At 33.8% G+C, this 20,918-nt stretch carries 16 protein-coding genes, 1 tRNA gene and 1 pseudogene; 8 read left to right on the forward strand and 10 right to left on the reverse strand.

Going from position 1 to position 20,918, the window contains the following annotated elements; genetic code table 11:
* Window positions 1-10: 10 nt before the first annotated feature.
* Window positions 11-508, reverse strand: a complete 498-nt coding sequence (locus CDL10_RS07620; protein WP_100677980.1) for a phosphoribosyltransferase family protein — start codon at window positions 506-508, stop codon at window positions 11-13.
* A gap of 56 nt (window positions 509-564) precedes the next feature.
* Window positions 565-954, reverse strand: coding sequence for an RNA-binding S4 domain-containing protein (locus CDL10_RS07625; RefSeq protein WP_100677981.1), 390 nt, complete (start codon window positions 952-954; stop codon window positions 565-567).
* A gap of 80 nt (window positions 955-1,034) precedes the next feature.
* On the opposite strand from CDL10_RS07625, the gene CDL10_RS07630 reads away from it, so the two are divergent.
* A complete protein-coding gene (locus CDL10_RS07630) occupies window positions 1,035-1,997 on the forward strand; it encodes an FKBP-type peptidyl-prolyl cis-trans isomerase (RefSeq protein ID WP_100677982.1) in 963 nt (320 codons plus the stop codon).
* A gap of 11 nt (window positions 1,998-2,008) precedes the next feature.
* On the forward strand, window positions 2,009-2,359 hold the full coding sequence (locus CDL10_RS07635; protein WP_100677983.1) for a hypothetical protein: 351 nt from the start codon (window positions 2,009-2,011) through the stop codon (window positions 2,357-2,359).
* Between the two features lie 120 nt (window positions 2,360-2,479).
* Here the strand turns inward: CDL10_RS07635 and CDL10_RS07640 are convergent, their stop codons facing one another.
* Window positions 2,480-3,736, reverse strand: a complete 1,257-nt coding sequence (locus tag CDL10_RS07640) for a DUF3078 domain-containing protein (protein WP_100677984.1) — start codon at window positions 3,734-3,736, stop codon at window positions 2,480-2,482.
* Window positions 3,736-5,499 (reverse strand): 1-deoxy-D-xylulose-5-phosphate synthase, encoded by a 1,764-nt coding sequence (locus CDL10_RS07645; protein ID WP_243389309.1) that lies wholly within the window; start codon window positions 5,497-5,499, stop codon window positions 3,736-3,738. The genes CDL10_RS07640 and CDL10_RS07645 overlap by 1 nt, the downstream gene beginning before the upstream one ends.
* A gap of 65 nt (window positions 5,500-5,564) precedes the next feature.
* Between CDL10_RS07645 and CDL10_RS07650 the strand changes: the two genes are divergently transcribed.
* Entirely contained in the window at window positions 5,565-5,999 is a 435-nt protein-coding gene (locus tag CDL10_RS07650; protein WP_394363831.1) for a nucleoside deaminase, read from the forward strand.
* 2 nt (window positions 6,000-6,001) lie between these two features.
* Here CDL10_RS07650 and CDL10_RS07655 read toward each other — a convergent pair whose 3' ends face one another.
* Both CDL10_RS07655 and rbfA read right to left on the reverse strand, forming a co-directional pair.
* Window positions 6,002-7,201 (reverse strand): ABC transporter permease, encoded by a 1,200-nt coding sequence (locus CDL10_RS07655; protein ID WP_100677987.1) that lies wholly within the window; start codon window positions 7,199-7,201, stop codon window positions 6,002-6,004.
* 6 nt (window positions 7,202-7,207) lie between these two features.
* Window positions 7,208-7,600, reverse strand: coding sequence for a 30S ribosome-binding factor RbfA (gene rbfA, locus CDL10_RS07660; RefSeq protein WP_100677988.1), 393 nt, complete (start codon window positions 7,598-7,600; stop codon window positions 7,208-7,210).
* 60 nt (window positions 7,601-7,660) lie between these two features.
* Here rbfA and mce point away from each other — a divergent pair, with 60 nt between their 5' ends.
* Together mce and CDL10_RS07670 are read left to right on the forward strand one after the other, a co-directional pair.
* Window positions 7,661-8,065 carry a methylmalonyl-CoA epimerase gene (mce, locus tag CDL10_RS07665; RefSeq protein WP_100677989.1) on the forward strand — a complete coding sequence of 135 codons (405 nt, stop codon included), beginning with the start codon at window positions 7,661-7,663 and terminating at the stop codon, window positions 8,063-8,065.
* A 77-nt stretch (window positions 8,066-8,142) separates the two neighbouring features.
* Window positions 8,143-8,216: transfer RNA gene (locus tag CDL10_RS07670), tRNA-Ile, on the forward strand.
* A 52-nt stretch (window positions 8,217-8,268) separates the two neighbouring features.
* Here the strand turns inward: CDL10_RS07670 and CDL10_RS07675 are convergent.
* The gene (locus tag CDL10_RS07675; protein WP_100677990.1) at window positions 8,269-9,321 is read right to left on the reverse strand and encodes a hypothetical protein; all 1,053 of its coding nucleotides are present in this window, start codon (window positions 9,319-9,321) and stop codon (window positions 8,269-8,271) included.
* A gap of 20 nt (window positions 9,322-9,341) precedes the next feature.
* The gene (locus CDL10_RS07680) at window positions 9,342-13,340 is read right to left on the reverse strand and encodes an NACHT domain-containing protein (protein WP_100677991.1); all 3,999 of its coding nucleotides are present in this window, start codon (window positions 13,338-13,340) and stop codon (window positions 9,342-9,344) included.
* A gap of 398 nt (window positions 13,341-13,738) precedes the next feature.
* Between CDL10_RS07680 and CDL10_RS07685 the strand changes: the two are divergent.
* The 3 genes and pseudogenes from CDL10_RS07685 to CDL10_RS07700 form a co-directional block, all read left to right on the forward strand.
* Window positions 13,739-14,152: pseudogene (locus tag CDL10_RS07685) on the forward strand (conjugal transfer protein MobB); the annotation flags it as partial.
* Window positions 14,153-14,601: 449 nt separating this feature from the next.
* Window positions 14,602-16,773 carry a TonB-dependent receptor gene (locus CDL10_RS07695; protein WP_100677993.1) on the forward strand — a complete coding sequence of 724 codons (2,172 nt, stop codon included), beginning with the start codon at window positions 14,602-14,604 and terminating at the stop codon, window positions 16,771-16,773.
* Window positions 16,774-16,777: 4 nt separating this feature from the next.
* Window positions 16,778-17,572, forward strand: coding sequence for a cation transporter (locus tag CDL10_RS07700; protein WP_045972337.1), 795 nt, complete (start codon window positions 16,778-16,780; stop codon window positions 17,570-17,572).
* A gap of 525 nt (window positions 17,573-18,097) precedes the next feature.
* Here the strand turns inward: CDL10_RS07700 and CDL10_RS07705 are convergent.
* A complete protein-coding gene (locus CDL10_RS07705; RefSeq protein WP_243389311.1) occupies window positions 18,098-19,408 on the reverse strand; it encodes a sensor histidine kinase in 1,311 nt (436 codons plus the stop codon).
* 141 nt (window positions 19,409-19,549) lie between these two features.
* Window positions 19,550-20,896: a sigma-54-dependent transcriptional regulator gene (locus CDL10_RS07710; RefSeq protein WP_100677994.1), complete on the reverse strand. Its 1,347-nt coding sequence runs from the start codon at window positions 20,894-20,896 to the stop codon at window positions 19,550-19,552.
* Between the last annotated feature and the right edge of the window lie 22 nt (window positions 20,897-20,918).

Here is a 20,918-nt window from a genome sequence, read left to right on the forward strand (position 1 = left end):
CACTAATCATCTAACTCATATAAGCATATTGTTCGTTTTCATTGAAAACCACCTGAATATGCTCTAAACGGGAAGTAGAAAGCGAAATACCTTTAAAATCGGCTTTTACCGGAAAGCTTTTATGACTTCTGTCCACCAACACCGTGGTTTTGAATTTTTTGAGCGGAACATTCAGAAAATGTTTTACACCATAAATAAGTGTTGCTCCGGAATTCATCACATCATCAACCAGTACAAGGCATTTGCCGGAATAATCCTCCGGTGGCAGCGAAGTGATTATCGGGTCGATGGGATTTTGTTTGTTGATTTCCGTCTTACAAAGCAAAGTTGTTATTCCTGAAATTTCCTCTACTTTTTTGGCGATTTTTTCCGCAAAAAAGTATCCGCTATTGGCGATTCCGGCAATAACGATTTCTTTTTCATCTACAAACGTTTCCCAGATTTGGTAAGCAATCCGTTTGATAATATGATTAATCTGCTCTTTATCAAGAATAACTTTTTGTTCCATAACTTTAACTTTGTCGGTTTAGGATATTAACATGTACAAATATAACGCAAATTCTCTTATTCAGCATCATTGTTTTCCCCATCTGTCCATAAATAATCATCAATCTCACGACGGTCTTTTTTAGTGGGTCTGCCCAATCCTTTTGCCCGGTAATAATCCTGCGTTTGCCGTACCATTGCCTGATGTTCAAAGGCTTCTTTCGGCGTTTTGTCAATACGGTAAATATCTACCAGCTTGGCCCCTACCCGATTCGGCGGAATATCCAGCACTTCTATTTGATAATTTATCTGGTCTTTCCGCAGGCTAATTTCATCGCCCGGAAACACTTCTCTCGACGCTTTTACCGGTTTTCCGTTGATGCCGACATGCCCTTTATTGATAGCCGCCGTCGCCAGACTCCTTGTTTTAAAATACCTCACAGCCCACAAATACTTGTCAATCCGCATAAAATGATAAAATTGGGTTAATTGTATCACAAAAATAAAGGAAAATTGTATCTTGCACCACCATTAATTAAAATTAATCAATGAAAATTTGTTTTAGAGCAGCTGTTTTGTTTTCAGCTATTACTTTCTTGGCGGGTTGTAAGAAAAATGACGATAATCTGAGTTTCCAGGAAAGAGACCGTGCAGAAGTTTATCAGGAAAATATCGCTGATATTGAATCTTTTTTGAAAACCAACCGGGCGGTAATTACCGATGACGGTCTGTCTTTTGAAAGTGTGGAAGAAGGTTCTGCCCAATCTATCTGGAACCAGTCAGAATACCCTTTACAGTCCATTACATTGCTTAACGACAGCCGTGTCGAAAACAACAAGCTGGAAAAAGTGGAAGATGATGTGGAATACACTGTATATTATATGATTGTGAATGAAGGTGCTGGCGAAAACCCGATTACTATTGACAATGTTTATACAGCTTACCGCACTTTCACGATGAACAAAGAAATGATTGAAGAAAATTTATATGGTTTCTGGAGTTCATTCCCAGCAACGCAGCATGCTCCGAATACAGAGGTAATTTCCGGATACAGACAAATTCTACCGTTGATTAAAACTGCTTCGGGAGTAATCGAAAATCCTGACGGTACGTTTAGTTTTGAAAATCCGGGTAGAATTATTGCTTTTCTTCCTTCCGGATTGGCTTACTTCAGTGGTGGCAGAGGCAAAATTTATGCTTATTCCTCAACAATTTTTGACATTTCTTTGGTGTATAAAGAACATGCCGACCATGACGGCGACGGCATATTGTCTATCTATGAAGATATTAATGGTAATGGCGATTTCTGGGACGACGATACCGACGGCGACGGAGCACCTGACTTTTTGGACGTGGACGATGATGCCGACGGAAAAACCACACGAGAAGAAATCACGTACGAAACCGTTGATGAAAACGGAAATACAGTTACCAAATTATATGAATACGACGAAATTCCGACTTGTCCGGGAGGTACAGTAAAAAAACATCTGGACAGTAGCTGCCAGTAAAAATTCCGGATATGGCTACCACAAATTTTGATGAGCAAATCCGGACAGATTTGGATACATTTCTGTCATTAAAAAGTAAAACATCGTTACAGACAGATGATGTTATTAATATAGGTGCATTTGTCGGTGCAAACTTTTTGAGAATACTTTACCGGGAACAAAAAAACGTAGATAACAAACAGATTAACAGTATATTTGGTGTAATCAGTAATCATTATCACAACTTGTTTAACGACCAGTTAACTAAAGAAAATTACCAACAATTAGCCGATAAAGCTTTGAAAGAGTTACAAGATGTTAATTTTGAACAGAATATGCACGATTTTTTCAGTAAAATTGTTGAGGAGGCTAACGAGAAATAATAGTTTATTGTCTTCCTGAAACGCTGTGTCTGTCATGCTGTAAGCATCTTTTTTAGATTCCTACGGAATGACAAGTTTGTGCAGAATGACAAACATGATGATTAAAGGTTTTTGTAAGGTTTAAAAATTAATTTCCACACCTATTCCGAGCTGTTGCTTAAATTGTATTTTTGGTCCTTCAGTAATCTGAACGCCGTCCACATCTCTTTTGTTTTTGATATCGTCATCGTAAATCAGGTGTGTTCCTAAAGTAGCATTCATAAAATTGTTAACCCGCATTTTCAACTTTAGTTCCCAATCCACATCAATATTCCCGAAATTGTTCAGATAATCGGTATAGAGCTTCAGTTTATGTTCTAAAAAAACATTCTTCAATAACTCTTTATTATATTCATTGGTAATTAAAAAACCAAATTCGTGCCGGGCATTTTTCCCCTTTCTTATCATCACGCCATTTTCATCATACACGGCACCTTCAACACCAAATTCGCCCCGGTTTGCCAGAGTTTCATCTAACACATAGGTAGCTTTCCATGTAGCTGGCGAGAAATAAATCAATAAACCGGTGTTGGGTTTGGCAAATTCCGCCCCAATCCCGAGAAAAAGATAAGCCGGAGCCAATGCTCTTGAAATAGGATTGTCGATATCCGGATAGGTAAAACCATCTGCCATCTGGGTACTTAACGTAAATTTAGAAGTATATAACCAATTGGATTTCACAGAAGTACGATAACCAATCGTAGAATTAAGCTGAAATACATCATCGGTTTTTCGCCATTCCTGATTTTCCTGCTTATACATTCCGTATCTCACTTTTAGCTCATTATTCCAAACCGTCCGCCCTTTTTCATATTTTCGGAGGAATTCCCCTTTAGCAACACCCGAAACAGAATTATAACCTCCGGCATTCCAGTTGCTGAATGTTCCCTGATTGATGTCCAGACCAATAAGATTATCTTTATGCCAATAAGAAAAATTATCGGTAAGCGGCGAATATGCCTGATACGGAATCAGGTAATTGGTATGTGGTTTTCGGTTGTAAATCATATCAGTTTCGGAGTCAATCATGAAATAACTGATATTGCTACCTGTACTTCTTTTCGTCACTTCATAGCTCGACAAAGTTACTTTTCGATAGCCTTTTGCTTTCAATGCCACAGAGGTTGAATCGTGTAAAATAACTTTCTGTTCAACAAGCACAGGAGCAAGATAAAGCGTATCATTCACAGACCGAATGGTGTCAAACAGCTTAAAATCATTGTAATAAACATTCGTTACTCTATCCTGATAACTGGCAGAAATACTATCATTTTGGGCAATTAATTTTTGCGAAAATAATATCAGCGAAACAAATAAGGTAAATATCAGTCTATTCATTACAATCTATTCAATATTTTTTGGAAATAATTTTTGAGGCTATCCGCATCAAGTCCGCACATTTTCAGTTGTTCATCGGTGGTAGCGTGTTCAATAAAGCTATCAGGAATTCCCAAATTGTACACAGGGATATTTGTTCCTTCCGATGCTGACAACTGACTGATTCGACTGCCAAAACCTCCGATTATACTACCTTCTTCCACCGTAATAATTGCTTTGTGATGTTGTGCCAGATTAACAATATAATCTTTATCCAATGGTTTAATTTGTATAAAATGATACACTGAAATCTTGTCACTTTCCATATTTTCCACAGCTTTCATAACCTGCTCGATGAGCGTACCGGTGCAACATACAGCAATTTCCGTACCTGAACAACATTTTTCAATATGATTAAAATCAATTTTCCGGAAAGGCACTTTCCAATCTTTAATGTTACTTTCGCCCCTCGGATAACGTATCGTAACCGGATTTTGAATCCCGAGTTGTAACGTATATAAGGTATTCCGGAGTTCGCAGGCATCTTTCGGAGCCAGAATTTGCATATTCGGAATAGCATTCAGGTAAGCAATATCGAAAACACCCTGATGCGTAGCACCATCGGCACCGACCAGCCCTGCCCTGTCAATACAAAATATTACTGGAAGGTTTTGCAGAGCGACATCGTGGATAATCTGGTCATAAGCCCGTTGCAAAAATGTGGAATAAATCACACAAAACGGCAGTAAATCATCGGTTGCCAGCCCGGCTGAAAGTGTTACAGCGTGTTGTTCGGCAATCCCCACGTCAAAAGCCCGTTCGGGAATAGCTTCAATCATATATTTTAAAGAACTTCCGGTAGGCATCGCCGGTGTGATTCCGATAATTTTATCATTTTTTTCTGCCAATTCAAGCAAAGTCAAACCGAAAATATCCTGATATTTGGTGTACCCGGTTTTTTCTGTCGCTGTCAGCACCCCGGTTTTTTTGTCAAATTTTCCCGGTGCGTGATAAACAATCTGGTTTTCTTCTGCAGATTTTAACCCTTTTCCTTTAATCGTTTTTACATGAAGAAAATGTAATCCTTTTTGCTTTCTGATTTGGCTGAGTTTTTCCACAAGCAAGTCAATATCATGGCCATCAATGGGGCCGTGATAATTGAAATTAAACGCATCTGCGAAGATATTGTGTTGTGAATCCGGATTTAATCGAGAAAAATATTCTTTCAACGCACCCACGCTCGGGTCGATACCAATGGAATTATCATTCAGAATAATAGTCATATTCACATCGGTAGCACCGGCATGGTTGAGTGCCTCAAACGCCATTCCGCTTACAATTGACGCATCGCCGATTACGGCAATATGGTGCCTGTCATTTTGCTGAAGTTGAGCAGCAATCGCCATACCCAATAAAGCCGAAATTGAGGTGGAAGAATGCCCTACGCCAAAAGTATCATATACTGATTCATTGCGTTTCGGGAAGCCTGAAATACCGCCTTTCTGACGATTGGAAGAAAAAGTGTTTTTTCTTCCGGTTAGTATTTTGTGTCCATAAGCCTGATGTCCAACGTCCCAAATCAACTTGTCATCGGGCGTATCAAACACATAATGCAAAGCAATAGTCAGCTCAACTACACCCAAACTTGCTCCCAAATGACCTTCTTTGGTCGAAACAATATCTATGATAAAATCTCTTAACTCAGTAGCTAAAACAGCCAAGTCACTTGCTTGTAGCTTTTTAAGGTCCTTTGGAGATTGAATATTTGACAGAATTTGTGACATCAGCGATTAAATAATGGCAAATTTACAATATTGTTTTATTTTTGACGTAAATATTATGTATTACCATGGTTTTTGATGATGAATATTATATGCGGCTGGCATTGGCGGAAGCCGAAAAAGCATACGAACTGGGCGAAATTCCTGTAGGTTGTGTTGTGGTGGCACAAGACCGGATTATTGCCAAAACGCATAATCTGACTGAACAACTGATTGATGTTACGGCACATGCCGAAGTGCAGGCTATTTCGTCTTCGGCCAATCATATCGGCGGTAAATATCTGAAAAACTGCACGATGTATATTACTCTTGAACCTTGTGTAATGTGTGCCGGAGCTTTGTACTGGAGCCAGATTTCGAAAGTAGTTATTGGTGCACCGGACGAAAAGCGAGGATATACTTCCGCAGGATTACAGTTGCACCCTAAAACTGAAATAGTCAGCGGTGTTTTACAGGAAGAGTGCCGAATGATTTTACAGGATTTTTTTAAGAAAAGGCGGTAGAGTTAATCCTTTTTTACTCTGGACGAGGCAAATAATGAAGCGATGAATCCTAATACAATCAGCGTGAGCAAAACGGTCAGGAAATTATCCCATTTGATGACTACCGGATAAGGAAATTGTTCATTAACCATCAGCCATTCCCACTTACGTTGTGACCAAACTACTATAAATCCGAGAATTAATCCGAGAATTGCCCCGCCTATTGAAAGAATCAATCCCTGATATAAGATGATTCGTCTGAGTTGGGAAATGTTTAGCCCTAAAGCAGAAAGTGTACGGAAATTGTCTTTTTTTTCCAAAACAATCATGATTAATGCTCCTGCCAGACAAAATAGTGTGACAGCAATAACCAAACTGAAAATTAAGTAAACCGCTAATTTTTCAGTTTGTAACATCTTGTATAAACTTTCATTATTTTGAATTTTATTACTGACTTTTACCTGATTGTCAAAAATGGTATTTATCTGGTCAACGATTTGTTTTTCGTTGTACTTACTGTCTGTTTTTATTTCCAGCTTAGACACTTCATCGGGCAACATACTCAGCAAACGCAACCCTAATTGTAAATCGGTATAGACAAATTTAGCATCTAAATCAACATTGTCAATCAAATATAAATCTGCCGGTGCGAGAGCGATTCTGTTATATGCCTGATGCGGCATTGTGATAGCTCCCTTGCCGGGCTTCATCGCCATTGCCTGCAAAACGCCCTGCGACGAACTACTGTACATAGACAATGATAATTGCTGTGCAAACGAATTACCTAAAACAACTTCGTTGGTTCCGGGTCTTATCCAATCGCCACTAATCAGGTAATTTTTGATATGAACAATATTGGTATAATTTTCATCTACCGCTTTGATATTACCCACAAGTTGTTTGTCGCCATATACAAAAACCACTTTTTCTTCCACTACTCTCGAAACTGCTTTGACGCCTTCGATATTCGCCACCTCATTAAACTGTGTGCTGTCAACAGTAATTTTTTTTCCTTCTGTTGGGCTGACGGTCAGGTCGGCATCAATATCATTGATAAAAGATAAAGTATGTTTTTCGAGTCCGCTGAATACCGATAAAACAACAAACAAAGCCATTGCTCCCACCACAATACCGATACTGGAAATCAGTGTGATGATGTTGATAGCTTTGACCTTATTGCGGCTGAAAGCGTATCTTCGGGCTATGTAAAAAGTTGTTTTCAACGATGATTATTTCTTTTTTCTTCGAGGTAAAAGTTCAGGGTTTTCAATAGGATTTTCTTTTCCTTTCAAAGCATCATCAATTTTTTCGATGTAATCCAAACTATCGTCAATATAAAATCGTAAATCAGGTACTTTTCGCAGCTGATTTTTTACCCGCTGAGCCAAATCATGCTTGATTAAAGGCGTATTAGAATTAATTGCATTGATGATTTCACCGCTTTTTTCGGACGGAAAAACGCTAAGGTATATTTTAGATAGTGATAAGTCAGAGCTTGTCCATACTTTTGACACCGATATAATCAGGTTTGATATGGCGTTTTGGCGTACCTGTCCCTGCAAAATATCAATGACTTCTTCCTGAATAAGCTTACTTATTTTTTTTTGTCTGTTTGTTTCCATGGGGCAAAATTACGAATTTAAACAGTATATTTTTATCTTTGGGGGCTAATTAGATGATATATGAGAAAAATAGAACATATCGGTATTGCAGTGAAAGATTTACAAACTTCAAATGATTTATTTGAAAGACTACTTGGTACACCTGCTTATAAGGAAGAAGAAGTGGCAAGCGAAGGTGTGAAAACGTCTTTTTTTATGAACGGACCTAATAAAATTGAATTGTTGGAAGCTACAAAACCCGATTCGCCTATTGCTAAATTCATTGAGAAAAAAGGCGAAGGGATTCATCATATTGCTTTTGATGTGGAAGATATTGTTGCAGAAATATCCCGTTTGAAAAGTGAAGGTTTTAACGTTTTAAATGAAACTCCTAAGAAAGGTGCTGATAATAAATTGGTTGCTTTCCTCCACCCAAAAGGAACAAATGGCGTTTTGATAGAACTTTGTCAGGAGATTAAAGAATGAAACAAAAAAGTTGCATAACTTCTTGCATAAGCTAAAAAAACGCAGTAATATTGCACTCGTCAAAAACAACTGACAGCGGTCCTATAGCTCAGTTGGTTAGAGCACCTGACTCATAATCAGGTGGTCCCTGGTTCGAGCCCAGGTGGGACCACAGGGAAACCTCTCAAATACTTTATTTTGAGAGGTTTATTTTTTTTAGGGGGTTAATTAGGGGATAGATTATCGATTAGTTTTTGGAAATTTATATAAGAATCTGACTTATTATCATAATACTTATCATAATAAGTTTTAATATTTTCTGCATATTGAAGAGAAAAATACTCCAGATTAAATATTTTCTTTCTTATTTCTGCCCCTAGATTAATCAGCTTTTCGCTAAAATATTCATCGAACCCATATTGTTTTCTTATTTCATCTCCCTCCTTAAGAAAGGGGAGAATTATCTCATCAGAAATAATTCTGAAATCTGTTAACTCCTTATTATTTTGACATTCTTGTAAGTAATCATAATATACTGGTATAAAGTTATTACACAATTGAGCCCATTTATTGCTTAAATAATTTTCCCTACCATCTATTTTTAGATATATATTAATTTGTTTACTACAAAGCTTTGTAAGTTTCTGACATAAGTCATTTATCTCTTGTTGTCGTTTGTATTTATCCTTAATATGATAAATGTTTTTAGATTGAATCTCTTGTATAGATGCTGTATAAAAATCAATATAACTATACAGGTTTGAAAAGTTCTTTTCCCAATCTTCTTTAGTCTGAAAATGATATTTAAATGTATCATAATTCTTATGATAATCAATATTCGAAAGTCTTTTAAAGCTATTGTTGGGTGAGAAGTTCATCAAATTAGTTATGGTAGGTTTTTCTACTTCTTTTTTGTAAAAACCATCCATATCTGAACCAATTTGCTTTATTTCTCTTAACAGTATATTGAGGAGATTATTCATTATCAGAATTCTGCTTTTATGATCATTCTCTTCATCTTCCTGAAGTTTAATTTCGTTTCTATTTATTATCTCTCTTTGTTCAATTATATTATATATAACAAAAAGGATTGCTAAAAAGGATAGTAATCCACTAATTAATGTACCAAAGTTTGATACTCTCGAGGAATTAAAGTCAATGTTGAACCATTTCCAATCTGGAACTTCATTAATTACATCACATACAAATACTATTATTAATATTATGATTCCAATAGCCGTGCAAATAATTATATTTTTTACTATCTTATAATTCATATGATTTTCAAATTAAAAATTTAGTTTAAGAGTAAATTTCTTAATGATTCAATCATTTCTATGAGCTTAGGAGTTTTGTCCCTTAATTCCATTGGTAACATTAAAATATTTTTCCAATCGTTAGCCTTTTTACCCATATTAAATATTAAATCATATAAAGTTTTAAGTTTCGTTTTTGATTCTTTTATTTGTGTTTCATTTTCAGAATTTTTAAGTTCTAATAAATCTTTCATTCCTTGTATGAAGATATCTTTCCACTCTTCATTTTCAATTTTTAAGCTTTCAAACTCTTTTAACAGTTCTTCTAATTTTAGAACATTCTCATTATTTGAATAGTTATTCATAGTGTTACCACTTCCTATTTGGGTGTTTTGAAAATTTCCTCCAGAAATATTAAATTGATTTTCCATAATAATTGTCTTTGGATTATTTTTTAGTTCGATTTTGTCAATTAATAACTTTGTTTGGTCAAAATTATATGCTTTTGATATTGAATTGTAATAAGATAATTGAGAGCTTTCAATTAAATGATTTATATAAAAGAACTGCCCTTCTTTTCCTATAATAGAAGATTTAATATCTTTTAAAATTTGTTGAATTTTAATATATCCATTTTTATCTTTTGACAAATTATTGACTAATGATGTAAGATTACTTTTGTCTGTATGAAATTTAAAAGGATCAGTTATACTCTCATCGTAAATAATATCAAAAATGTTTTTTAGGTAATTTAGATTGTTCAAGTTACTATAGTGATTAACATTTTTTAATGAAATATCACTTCTTCCTCTATCATCCTCTTTTTTTGAACATTTTTCTAGTTGATTTGCATATTCTACAAGTGAATTATCAGCATTACAATAAAATAATACATTTAAAGCTTCTGATGTATATTCTGTATTACCATCATCTAAATATTTATTAGATAATTCTAATATGTATTTATGCTCAATATTACTTTCGATGAATTTTTCAACAGCCATCCAACATAAATATTGACTTGGATCAACACAACACTTTTTTAGAAAATCTATTTGCTTCCAATCAGGTAATAATGAAATAAATTTATTAAAGGTTTCTTCCTGAGAATACAAATACCTATTATAAATTAAATATTCTCCAATTTTATCGTAAGTCGTTTCTAACCTGTTACTAATAGCATAATCTATATGATCTTTTAATGAATTTATGCCTAATTCATCATTATTAATGTTGGTAATAATTTGTTGTTCAAATTTGACAATATTATTTACTTTAACTCTTGTAAAATCTAGTATATCATTAGACATAGCGGTTACATTACAATATTTCAATGTCTTTAAATAAAAAGATTGATTATAATTAATTTCAAACCTCTGATCAAAGAAATAAAGTATTTTTAAAAGACTGTATTTGTTTTTGTTAATTCTAAATGAATCCCCTGTATTCATTTCAATTATTTTGTCAAATTTTTCTTCTTCAACAATCTTTAGACAATCTTTCTTTATGAAATAAATATGATCAGGTCGAATTATAAATCCCTGATTTTCTCTTTTAATTTTATTTGCAATTTGAAAAAGTATAAAATATTTATGATTGACCTTTCTAATAATTTCTGATAGAGAAATTTTTTGTTGTTGTCTAGTGATATTAAATAAGATTGTAAAAATGATATTTTGACTTCCATGAAATTTGGTTTCTTTGTACCATTTTTTTTCTATCTCCAAAACTTTATCTATAGTTAGAAATGATAAATTATGATCTAAGAATACATCTTTTATTGTATTTTCTAATAATGAGATGTCAAAAAGCAAATCAAAATTGTGTTGGATAAAATCTTTATATTTTTTACTATTTTCTTCTATCTCATTAATTGTAGATAATAACCAAGGAAATTTGTATCCAATTTGTTTAAAAATCTTTTCAAAATAAAAACCTAATTCTTTATTGTTGGCATTGAATACATCTCTTAGCGATAAAATATTATCTTCTTTTACAAGCTTTAATCTTCCTTTCTGATATTTATCTGCTAAATAATCAATGTATTCCTTTTCTTGAAATAAAGCAATAAAATGAATTAGTTCACTATCTAAACCATATTTATTAATTATGTATTTAAAACAGCTAAAAGACTTTGATGATTGATTTATTAGTAGAGGTAAGAAATGATCATTTCTATGAAAGAATGTGAGTTCTTTTGTTTTCAAAAATGCATCTGTAATTCTACATAAAAAATCTTCGTTTTTTTCAGTAAAGAAAAGTGTGCGTTGAATTAATTTTTCTTTGAAGTTTTTATCGTAAAAATCTTCTATCTTAATTGCAAATGTATTATTAAAAATTACATTCAGAATCTCTAAAAAATGATCTGAATTATTTATTGAAAGGAAAATTCTTTCAAGATAGGATTTAGTCCCTCTGATTGTATTATCTTTTATTCTATCTAGAGTTATTTGATAAAGTTTGTATAAAGAATTTTTTAAAACACCGAAATATTTATCAATGTCAGAAAAATCTGAAATCATTGCAATCAATTCATGATGGACATCATGTTCATAATTATTTTCTAAACTTTTCGAAATACTTAAAAATGACATAGTGTCTCGTAAATGAAATTTCTTTGTTCTGAAAGTATTTAAGGCATCTCCTACATAATGTACATCAGAATTTATAATATTAATTATTTCATTCTTTAATTCCTCATCTTTACTGTTTGTTTTTGTCTTTCCGAGAATATCAAGAGCTGATATCACACTTCTGAAATGTGGTTTTGATTTTATTATTGAAATCAGGTAGTCTATATCAGCAAAATCACTGATCTTTTCCGTCGAAAAACGATTGTCTCTTGAAAACCAAAATGTTTTTTCTACAGCTACATTTTCAAAATACGAACGAAAAATTTTATTTTTTATTGAAATATCTAATCTATCACTTTCAGTTAAAAATAGAATTTCAGGTTCGTTTTCTAACAGCCAATCTCTTATAATTGGAAATTTATAATCATCCAATATATTTAATAGAAAGGAAATTGTGTTAAATAAAGAAGGTTTTGTTTTATCAATATTTGGATCAATTTTTAGAATAGAGATAATTTCGTCAGTATCAAGCATTGATATATATTTTGCAGAAAATATTTCTTGATAATTTTTGTGTCTAAATGACAATCTTTCTGAATTCGGTATTCTATCAATTAAAGATATTTTTTCAAAGATGTGTTTATCAGCTTCATTTATTAGTTCATATAAGTTATCATCGGAAATGAACGTACTTTGCATCAACTCATTTATAAAAGCAACTTTCTCTAGTTGTTTTTTAACGTGTGATACATCAATTTTTTCAGCCTTTATAAACTTCTTTTGTGTGAGTTTTTTTAATTCAGTATCAATAAATAAATTAATAGATTCTGAAACTTTTTTGGGGAATTTTCCTTTTTCTTTGTAGTAATCACAAAATAAATTAAAATGGAATGGATTTTCAAGATATATTCTTAATTTGTTTATTTCATTTATATTTAGCTGTTTATTTATTTTCTTTTTTAAGAAATTATTTATTTGTGAATCAGTTAATCCATCAAGAAAGAAATATTCAAATTTTTCTATATTGATTAAATATTTTTCATAGATATTAGTTCTGCAACTAATAATAGTCTTTATGTTTTTCTCCGAATATTTAATAAATAATAAATCTAAATCACTTATGAAGTCTTGTATATCAGGAGTTTCATCAATTCCATCAAATATTAAACACACCTTATTATGAGATATCCAGCTCTTGTCGGTAATTAAGTCTTCAATTTGATGTTTACTTCTGTAATTTTTTAAATCAATGAATAAAGGATAATACGCACCACTTTTATGGAAATCAAAAAGTTGCTTATAAAGAATGTTCAACTCAGTAGATTTTCCAATACCTGGATTACCTAACAAAACAATTTTATTATGATCTATCAGAGCTTCTGATAGAGTTGTTCTTTTTATATCTGATAAAAAATCAATAGCAGATATTTTTTCTTTATTTCTAATATATCTTGGCCCGTAAACCATTTTATAATCTGTGTTTTTATTATGTAAATATTATTTTAAACATACAAAAGAATTTAAAGACATTAAAATATATTAAAGAAAAATATCAACGTTTTAAGTTGATAACTTTAAAATTAATGATAGTTTTAAAATAAATTTTCAGCAAATATACATCAAAGATTAAAAACAGGCAAAACGGTTGTAAATAAAGGCTTTACAGCCGTTTTATGATTTTTTGGTAATGCGGTAAAAAGCAGAAAAAAGCAACGATTGGCAAAAGTAAGGTTACTAAAACGTTACTTTTAAACATTTGAAGCGAAGTTTGTAAACTGTTATTCTTCAGTGCTTTGCATTGTATTTCATATTGTTTCGTGGCTCACATAGGCTTAATTTTATCATTAAGAATTGTGAGTATGGAAACGACAAGCAACGAAATAGAATTTAGAAAACAATTGACCGAACACGGTATTAATACCGTTGTTCGCAGAAACGACAACGGACGGATTTACGGTATAACTTTTATCGACCACGAGAGCCGTAGTGTTTGGAACGGTTCAGCTTTAGACAGAAACCTATCAGCTAATGTATTCAACGATTGGTGGAACAACGGAAACAAACCCGAATTAAAAATACAGAACAGCCCTGTTTCCAAAACAAATACATTGGACGATTTGCCAACGAAAGACCTTTTTGAGTTTATTCCACAGGAGCATTCGACTAATTTCGATTTAGGATTATTCAGCTTGCTACCCGCTGCACAGGGCGTGAATTACGAAGAAGAACAGTTTGCCAACCGGATGAAGAAGAAAAAGAAAAAAGGGAGGAGATTGTAATACAATTATCTTTGTCGGAAGAGGTTTAAAAGATATTTTCAATACATTTGCAATATGAAGTATTTATCATACATATTAGCATTATTAGTGTTGGTCTTATCGACCGCACCTTGCTTTATGGAAGATAAATGTCTTGAAACCGAACAGCAAACAACAAGTAGCCAAGAGCAAAACGATGATTGCGTAATGGCGTGTTGCTCGCCTTTTTCCAAGTGTAATACCTGTACAGGATTTGTAATAGACTCTTTTTATTTTTCGACAATAAACTCTATACAACTACCTGTAAAGAAAGCAGGTGCAATACCTGCACCGTCTGTTTCAGACTTTCCTTATTCTATTTGGCATCCTCCACAATTGGCTTAATATATGGTGCTTTCCGCCCAAACTGATTTGTTACGGTGCTTTCCACCGTTATTACTTATTTATTAAATATTAAGCATTATTTTTCAATGAAAAAAATACTCTTTGTGTCATTTTTTATGACACTCAACCTTTGTGTATATGCACAAAATACGTTCAAAGCTGTAATTAAAGACAGCGAAAAAAAAGAGCCTTTAATGGGCGTAACCGCACAGGTAACAGGCACTACAATCGCCACAATTTCCGATGAAAACGGACAGATTATATTAACAGGTATTGCAAACGGTTTGCAAGAAATTCAATTTAGTTATATCGGTTTTGCCCAACGTACCGACAGCTTTAATTTTCCGTTAGAAGATACAGCTCCGATTGAAATCCTACTTTATGAACAATCGGAAGATTTGGAAGAAATCGTTATTTCATCAACAAGAAGTACAAGAACTATCCAAAATATCCCCACACGTATTGAGTTTATAGGAAGTGAGGAGTTAGACGAAAAAGGCAATATGAAAGCAGGGGATATTCGTATGCTTTTGGCAGAAAGCACAGGCATCCACGTACAAACCACATCGCCCACAAGTGCCAATGCAAGTATTCGTATTCAGGGGCTTGACGGACGATATACGCAAATTTTAAAAGACGGTTTTCCTATTTATTCGGGTGCTTCGAGCGGATTGGGTTTGTTGCAAATTCCACCGCTTGACTTAAAGCAGGTTGAAGTTATTAAAGGTTCAACATCTACGCTGTACGGTGGTGGAGCAATAGCAGGTTTGGTAAATCTGATTTCCAAGACACCAACGGAAGAAAGGGATTTGCGTTTTCATTTAAACGGAACATCGGGCAGGGGTTTAGACATCAATGGTTTTTACGGACAGAAGTTTAAGAAAATCGGAACGACAATATTTGCTTCGCATAATCGCAACGGAGCTTACGACCCTGCACAAATCGGGCTTTCTGCCATTCCCCAATTTGAAAGGTATGTACTGAACCCTAAATTATTTGTTTACTTCAATGATAAAACAAAAATGAACTTTGGTATCAATACCACCATTGAAAACCGTTTGGGTGGCGATATGCTCTACATCAAAGGCAAAGGCGATAACACCCATCAATATTTTGAAGAAAACAAAACACAGCGTTATTCCACCCAATTTGTTTTTGACCATACGGTAAACGAAAACAGTTTTGTACAAATCAAAAACAGCGTAAGTTATTTTAACCGCAATACAGCTATTCCTGATTACGAGTTTGAGGGAACGCAAACAGCCACTTTTACGGAAGCAAGCTATACCCACATCAAAGAAAAATCAGAATGGGTAACAGGCGTTAATATTTGGACGGACAATTTTAAAGAAAAGCAGATTACTGCATTTCCGTTGAGGGATTACAACCAAACCACATTCGGGGCTTTCGTTCAAAACTCTTTTAGGGCTACGGATTGGCTACAATTAGAAACAGGTTTAAGAACGGATTACGTGATAGATTACGGAGCTGTTTTTTTACCGAGAGTATCGGCATTGTTTCAGATTGCAAACGGATTGACTTCACGTATTGGAGGTGGATTTGGGTATAAAACACCAACCATTTTTACAGAAGAAAGTGAACGCCTACAATATCAAAATGTAATGCCTATTGACGACAAGACCAATAAATTGGAAAAAAGTTATGGAGCAAATGCAGACATCAATTACCGCACCTATATTGGAGAAGATTGGTCATTTAGCATAAACCAATTATTCTTTTACACCTATTTGGATAATCCTTTGTTACTTGAAAATTCCTCGGCAAATCTGTATCAGTTCGTTAATTCTCCGGGCTACATCCATACCAAAGGAACAGAAACCAATATTAAAATTGGTTACGATGATTTTAAATTGTTTTTGGGCTACACTTTTACCGATACCCGATTGATTGAAAACGGAACAAATACCGAAAATCCACTAACACCAAAACACCGCATTAACTCTGTACTTATGTATGAAATAGAGGATAAATGGAAAATCGGTTTGGAAGCCTATTATTTTAGTCCGCAAAAGCTCAATGACGGAACAACAGGAAAAGACTATGTTATATGTGGCTTTATGGCTGAAAAAATTTGGGAACGGTTTTCTTTGTACATCAACTTTGAAAATTTCTTTGATACAAGACAGACACGTTTCGACAACATTTATACAGGTACAATAACCAACCCTGTTTTTAAAGACATCTATGCACCATTAGACGGATTTGTAATTAACGGAGGAATAAAATTTAGACTTTAAGAAGATGAATAAAACCATATTTAATATAACAAAAATGGATTGCCCAAGTGAGGAGCAATTAATCCGTATGAAACTGCAAAACTTTGATACGGTAAAGTCATTGGAATTTGATATTCCCAATAGAAAACTAAATGTTTACCATAGTGGAAACCCAGAGCCGATTTTTTCAGCTTTGGAAACCTTGAACCTAAATACAACGCTGATTTCAACCGAAGAAACTAACGCAGTTGTTGAAACAGATACAAGCAATAGCCAACGGAAACTACTATGGACGGTATTGATTATCAATTTCGTTTTCTTTGGATTGGAAATGTTGTTCGGTATTTTTTCCAACTCAATGGGATTGGTAGCGGATAGCTTGGATATGCTTGCCGATAGCATCGTTTACGCATTGGCTTTGTTTGCTGTTGGGGGTACGATTGCAAGAAAAAACAATATCGCCAAATTTGCAGGTTACTTTCAAATCCTGTTAGCCGTTATCGGTTTTGTTGAAGTTATCAGACGTTTTATCGGAATAGAAGCGATGCCCGATTTCAAAACAATGATTATTGTTTCTGTTTTGGCATTGATAGCAAACGTACTTTGTCTTTACCTATTGCAAAAGAACAAGAGTAAAGAAGCCCATATGCAGGCTTCGATGATTTTCACGTCAAACGATGTTATAATCAATTCGGGGGTTATCGTTGCAGGAATTTTGGTCAATTGGTTAAACTCGAGCTATCCCGATTTGATTATCGGAGCTATTGTATTTGTAGTAGTGGCAAGAGGGGCATATAGAATATTGAAATTGGCAAAGTAGTCGTTAAGTTCCCTATTTTAACTAATAGAAACAGACAGGATAATGAAAATACAGGTATTAAGCTGTTGTGAACGTATTTGAATAAAACGGAAGAACAAGGACGAAAGACAGAGTTTATTCTATCAGTATTATGTGAAAAGGGCTTTGCAAGCCCTTTTCTCTTGTCCTGTAATCCCGATAGGGAATAAAATGTTTATTTGTTTTTGAGAAACAAAAAATTCGTATATTTGCTTTGAGCTAACGGAAACACGTTGAAATACAAAGCAATAAGCACCGTTACCAAATCGTTACCTGACTTTTTTGATAATCTTTATAAAAGCTTAGTATTCAACCGATACAGCTTTTTCCTGAAAACTTTAAAATATAAACCCTTGAAAACCAAATGGATTTTTGAGGGTTTTTTCTTTAGTGCTCTTATATATGCTTAAACTCTGTCAGAAAGTCTTGCTGTGATTGGGCTGATTAAATATATTTACGTTTTTAAAATAAATACATTTTTCATCTTTTTAGAAAGACAAACTCAAATTATTTAAAAAAATGCATCGAAAATGTCGTTTTTTCATTTTCGGAAGAAAAGAACAAATAACCTCCGTGAGCTTCGATTATATTTTTAGAAAGCGTAAGTCCGATTCCTGCACCCTCTTTTCGGGTAGTGAAAAAGGGTAAAAACACTTTGCTTTCAATTTCTTTTTCAATTCCTTGTCCGCTGTCTGTAATTTCGATAATGATGCGTTTTTCTTTCCGAAACAGGCTAACAGATATATTTTTTTCATCTGAATTTTTAAGAGCATAAATTCCGTTTGTAATAAGATTTATCAAAACCTGTTCTAATTGTTGTCTGTCAACTTCCAAAAATATTTTTTCGAGTTCCGAAACCACATTTATGTTTTCAGTTTTCAGAAGTGGTTGCATCACATTTATACACTCCGACACCAAAATACTCAAATCGGTAAGTTGTTTTTGAGGTGATGGAAGCGATGCTAATTTTCGGTAGTTTTCTACAAAAAACTGCAAATGATTGCTTCGGTTGGAAATAGTTTCCAGTCCGTTTTGTAAATCTTCTTTATCTTCTTCATCAAGGTTTTTTTGAGCCGTAATTCCTTGCAAACTCTTGGATAAAGATTGAATCGGAGTTAGTGAATTCATCAATTCATGCGAAATAACATTCATCAGATTGATCCAGGATTCTTTTTCCTTTCGGTCAATTATCTTCTGAATCGGATCTAAAAGCAACACAAAATAATCCTGGTTATAAGTTGTAGTTCTCGAGGTCTGCATCACAAAAGTCTGGAAATTTTCTTTCTCGAATCGGATATTTACTGAAGTCTTATTGTCTGAAAAGCCAGATTTTTCGATTTCTTCAAAAACGGAAGGAATAAATCCTTTTAGAAAACCAAAATCACTGACTTTAGGAACGGTAAACAACTCCGAAAAATAATCATTCATCAAAAAAACTTGCCAATCATTTTCCTTTTTTACCAAGATTAAAATACCACTTTCTAAGGTGTTGAGCAAATTTCTAAAAATCATTTCCTGAGAAGATTGCTCGAATTGTCTTTCTTTCAATTCGTTGTACAATCGAATCATTGGTTCTTGTTTTTTATTCGGAATTTTTGAGAATTGATTCGAAAAATCTTTATGTAAAATCGCCTTTATCGTTTTATCATAAAAATCTTGATTTTTCCGTACAAACTGATACCATTCTGCAAAAGCAACCAGTATCAATATTCCGAAAATCATTGCAGTATATGGGTATGAATCTGTAATGCAAAAAACCATTGCCACAATCAGTAGAATGATAATCAGAACTCGATATGTAAAAGAAAAAAGTGTCAAGTTTTTTAGTTTTTAGTGTTTCGTCACTTCGAGTGATTTTTCGTAGAGAAACGAAGAAAAATTGTATCGAGAAGTTACAAAGTTCTCGATACATTTTTTGTTCCATTTCATTTCACAAAAAACACTCGAACTGACGTTATTTTAATATTTTAAGTTATATTTTTCCATTCTCCGATATAAGGCAGGACGAGACAAATTCAGTTCCTGTGCTGCTTTACTGATGTTTCCGTTGTATTTAAGAAGTGTTTTTTCGATTTGAATTTTCTCGAAATCACTAACCGAAACTTCTTCTGTTTCATCTTCAACAAACGGAACATCAATAATGTCCATTTCGTTTATCGAAATAACCAAATTATCAGCTAAAATAACTGCTCTTTCGATTTTATTTTCCATTTCACGAATATTCCCTTTCCAAGGGTAATTTTCCATAAAACCGAGCAATTTTTCATCAAAACTCAAATCGGACTTTTCGTATTTTGTTTTGATTTTTTCTAACAGAAAATTAGCCAAATCTACAATATCGGTTTTTCGCTTACGAAGTGGCACAAGCTCGATTTCCATTGTGTTTATTCGGTATAACAAATCTTCTCTGAAATGTTTTTCGGAAACTTCTCTGTGAATATTTACATTCGTTGCCGTAATAATTCGAACATTTAAAGGTCTTGGGGTCGATTCTCCCAGCCGAACAACTGTTTTGGTCTGAATTACGTACAGCAATTTGCTTTGTAAATGAAGCGGTAGATTTCCGATTTCGTCCAAAAAAATGGTTCCGTTTTGAGCCATTTCAAAACGTCCGATTGTATCAGATTTCGCATCTGTAAAAGCTCCTTTGGCATATCCGAACAATTCACTTTCAAACAGGTTTTCGCTTAACGAACCCAAATCAACCTGAACGAAAGGCTTGTCTTTTCGGTGCGAATTATCATGAATGTATTTGGCCAAAAATGATTTCCCTGTTCCGTTTTCTCCCAAAATTAAAACATTTGCATCGGTTAATGCCACTTTATCAGCTAATTTATACGATTGCAAAATTGCTTCAGATTTTCCGATAAATGCCGTTTCGGATTTTGGTTCTGAAAGCTTTTTCTTTTTTCGCTTTCGACTTTCAAGAGTTGCATTATAAACAAGTGCCAATAATTTTTCATTATCCCAGGGTTTGAGGATATAATCGAAAGCTCCGTTTTTGAGTCCTTCAACTGCTGTTTCTACCTTTCCGAAAGCGGTCATCAGAATCACAACGGTTTGAGGCGAAAATTTCGAGATTTCTTTCAACCAATGAATCCCCTCTCTCCCATCTTCAAAACCGATTCGGTAATTCATATCAAGTAAAACCACATCAATGTCATTTTCACCCAAAACCTCAAGGATTTTTCTGGGAGAATTAGCAGAAAAAATTCCTTCGTAATGCTTTCTCAAAAGCACTTTCAGAGAAAAAAGAATTTCCTCTTGGTCATCGACGAGTAATATATTGGCTTGTTTTTTTTTCATTTTTTGTTTTTTCAACCGCAGA

The organism is Avrilella dinanensis (assembly GCF_002807015.1).
GTDB classification, from domain to species: Bacteria; Bacteroidota; Bacteroidia; order Flavobacteriales; family Flavobacteriaceae; genus Flavobacterium; species Flavobacterium dinanensis.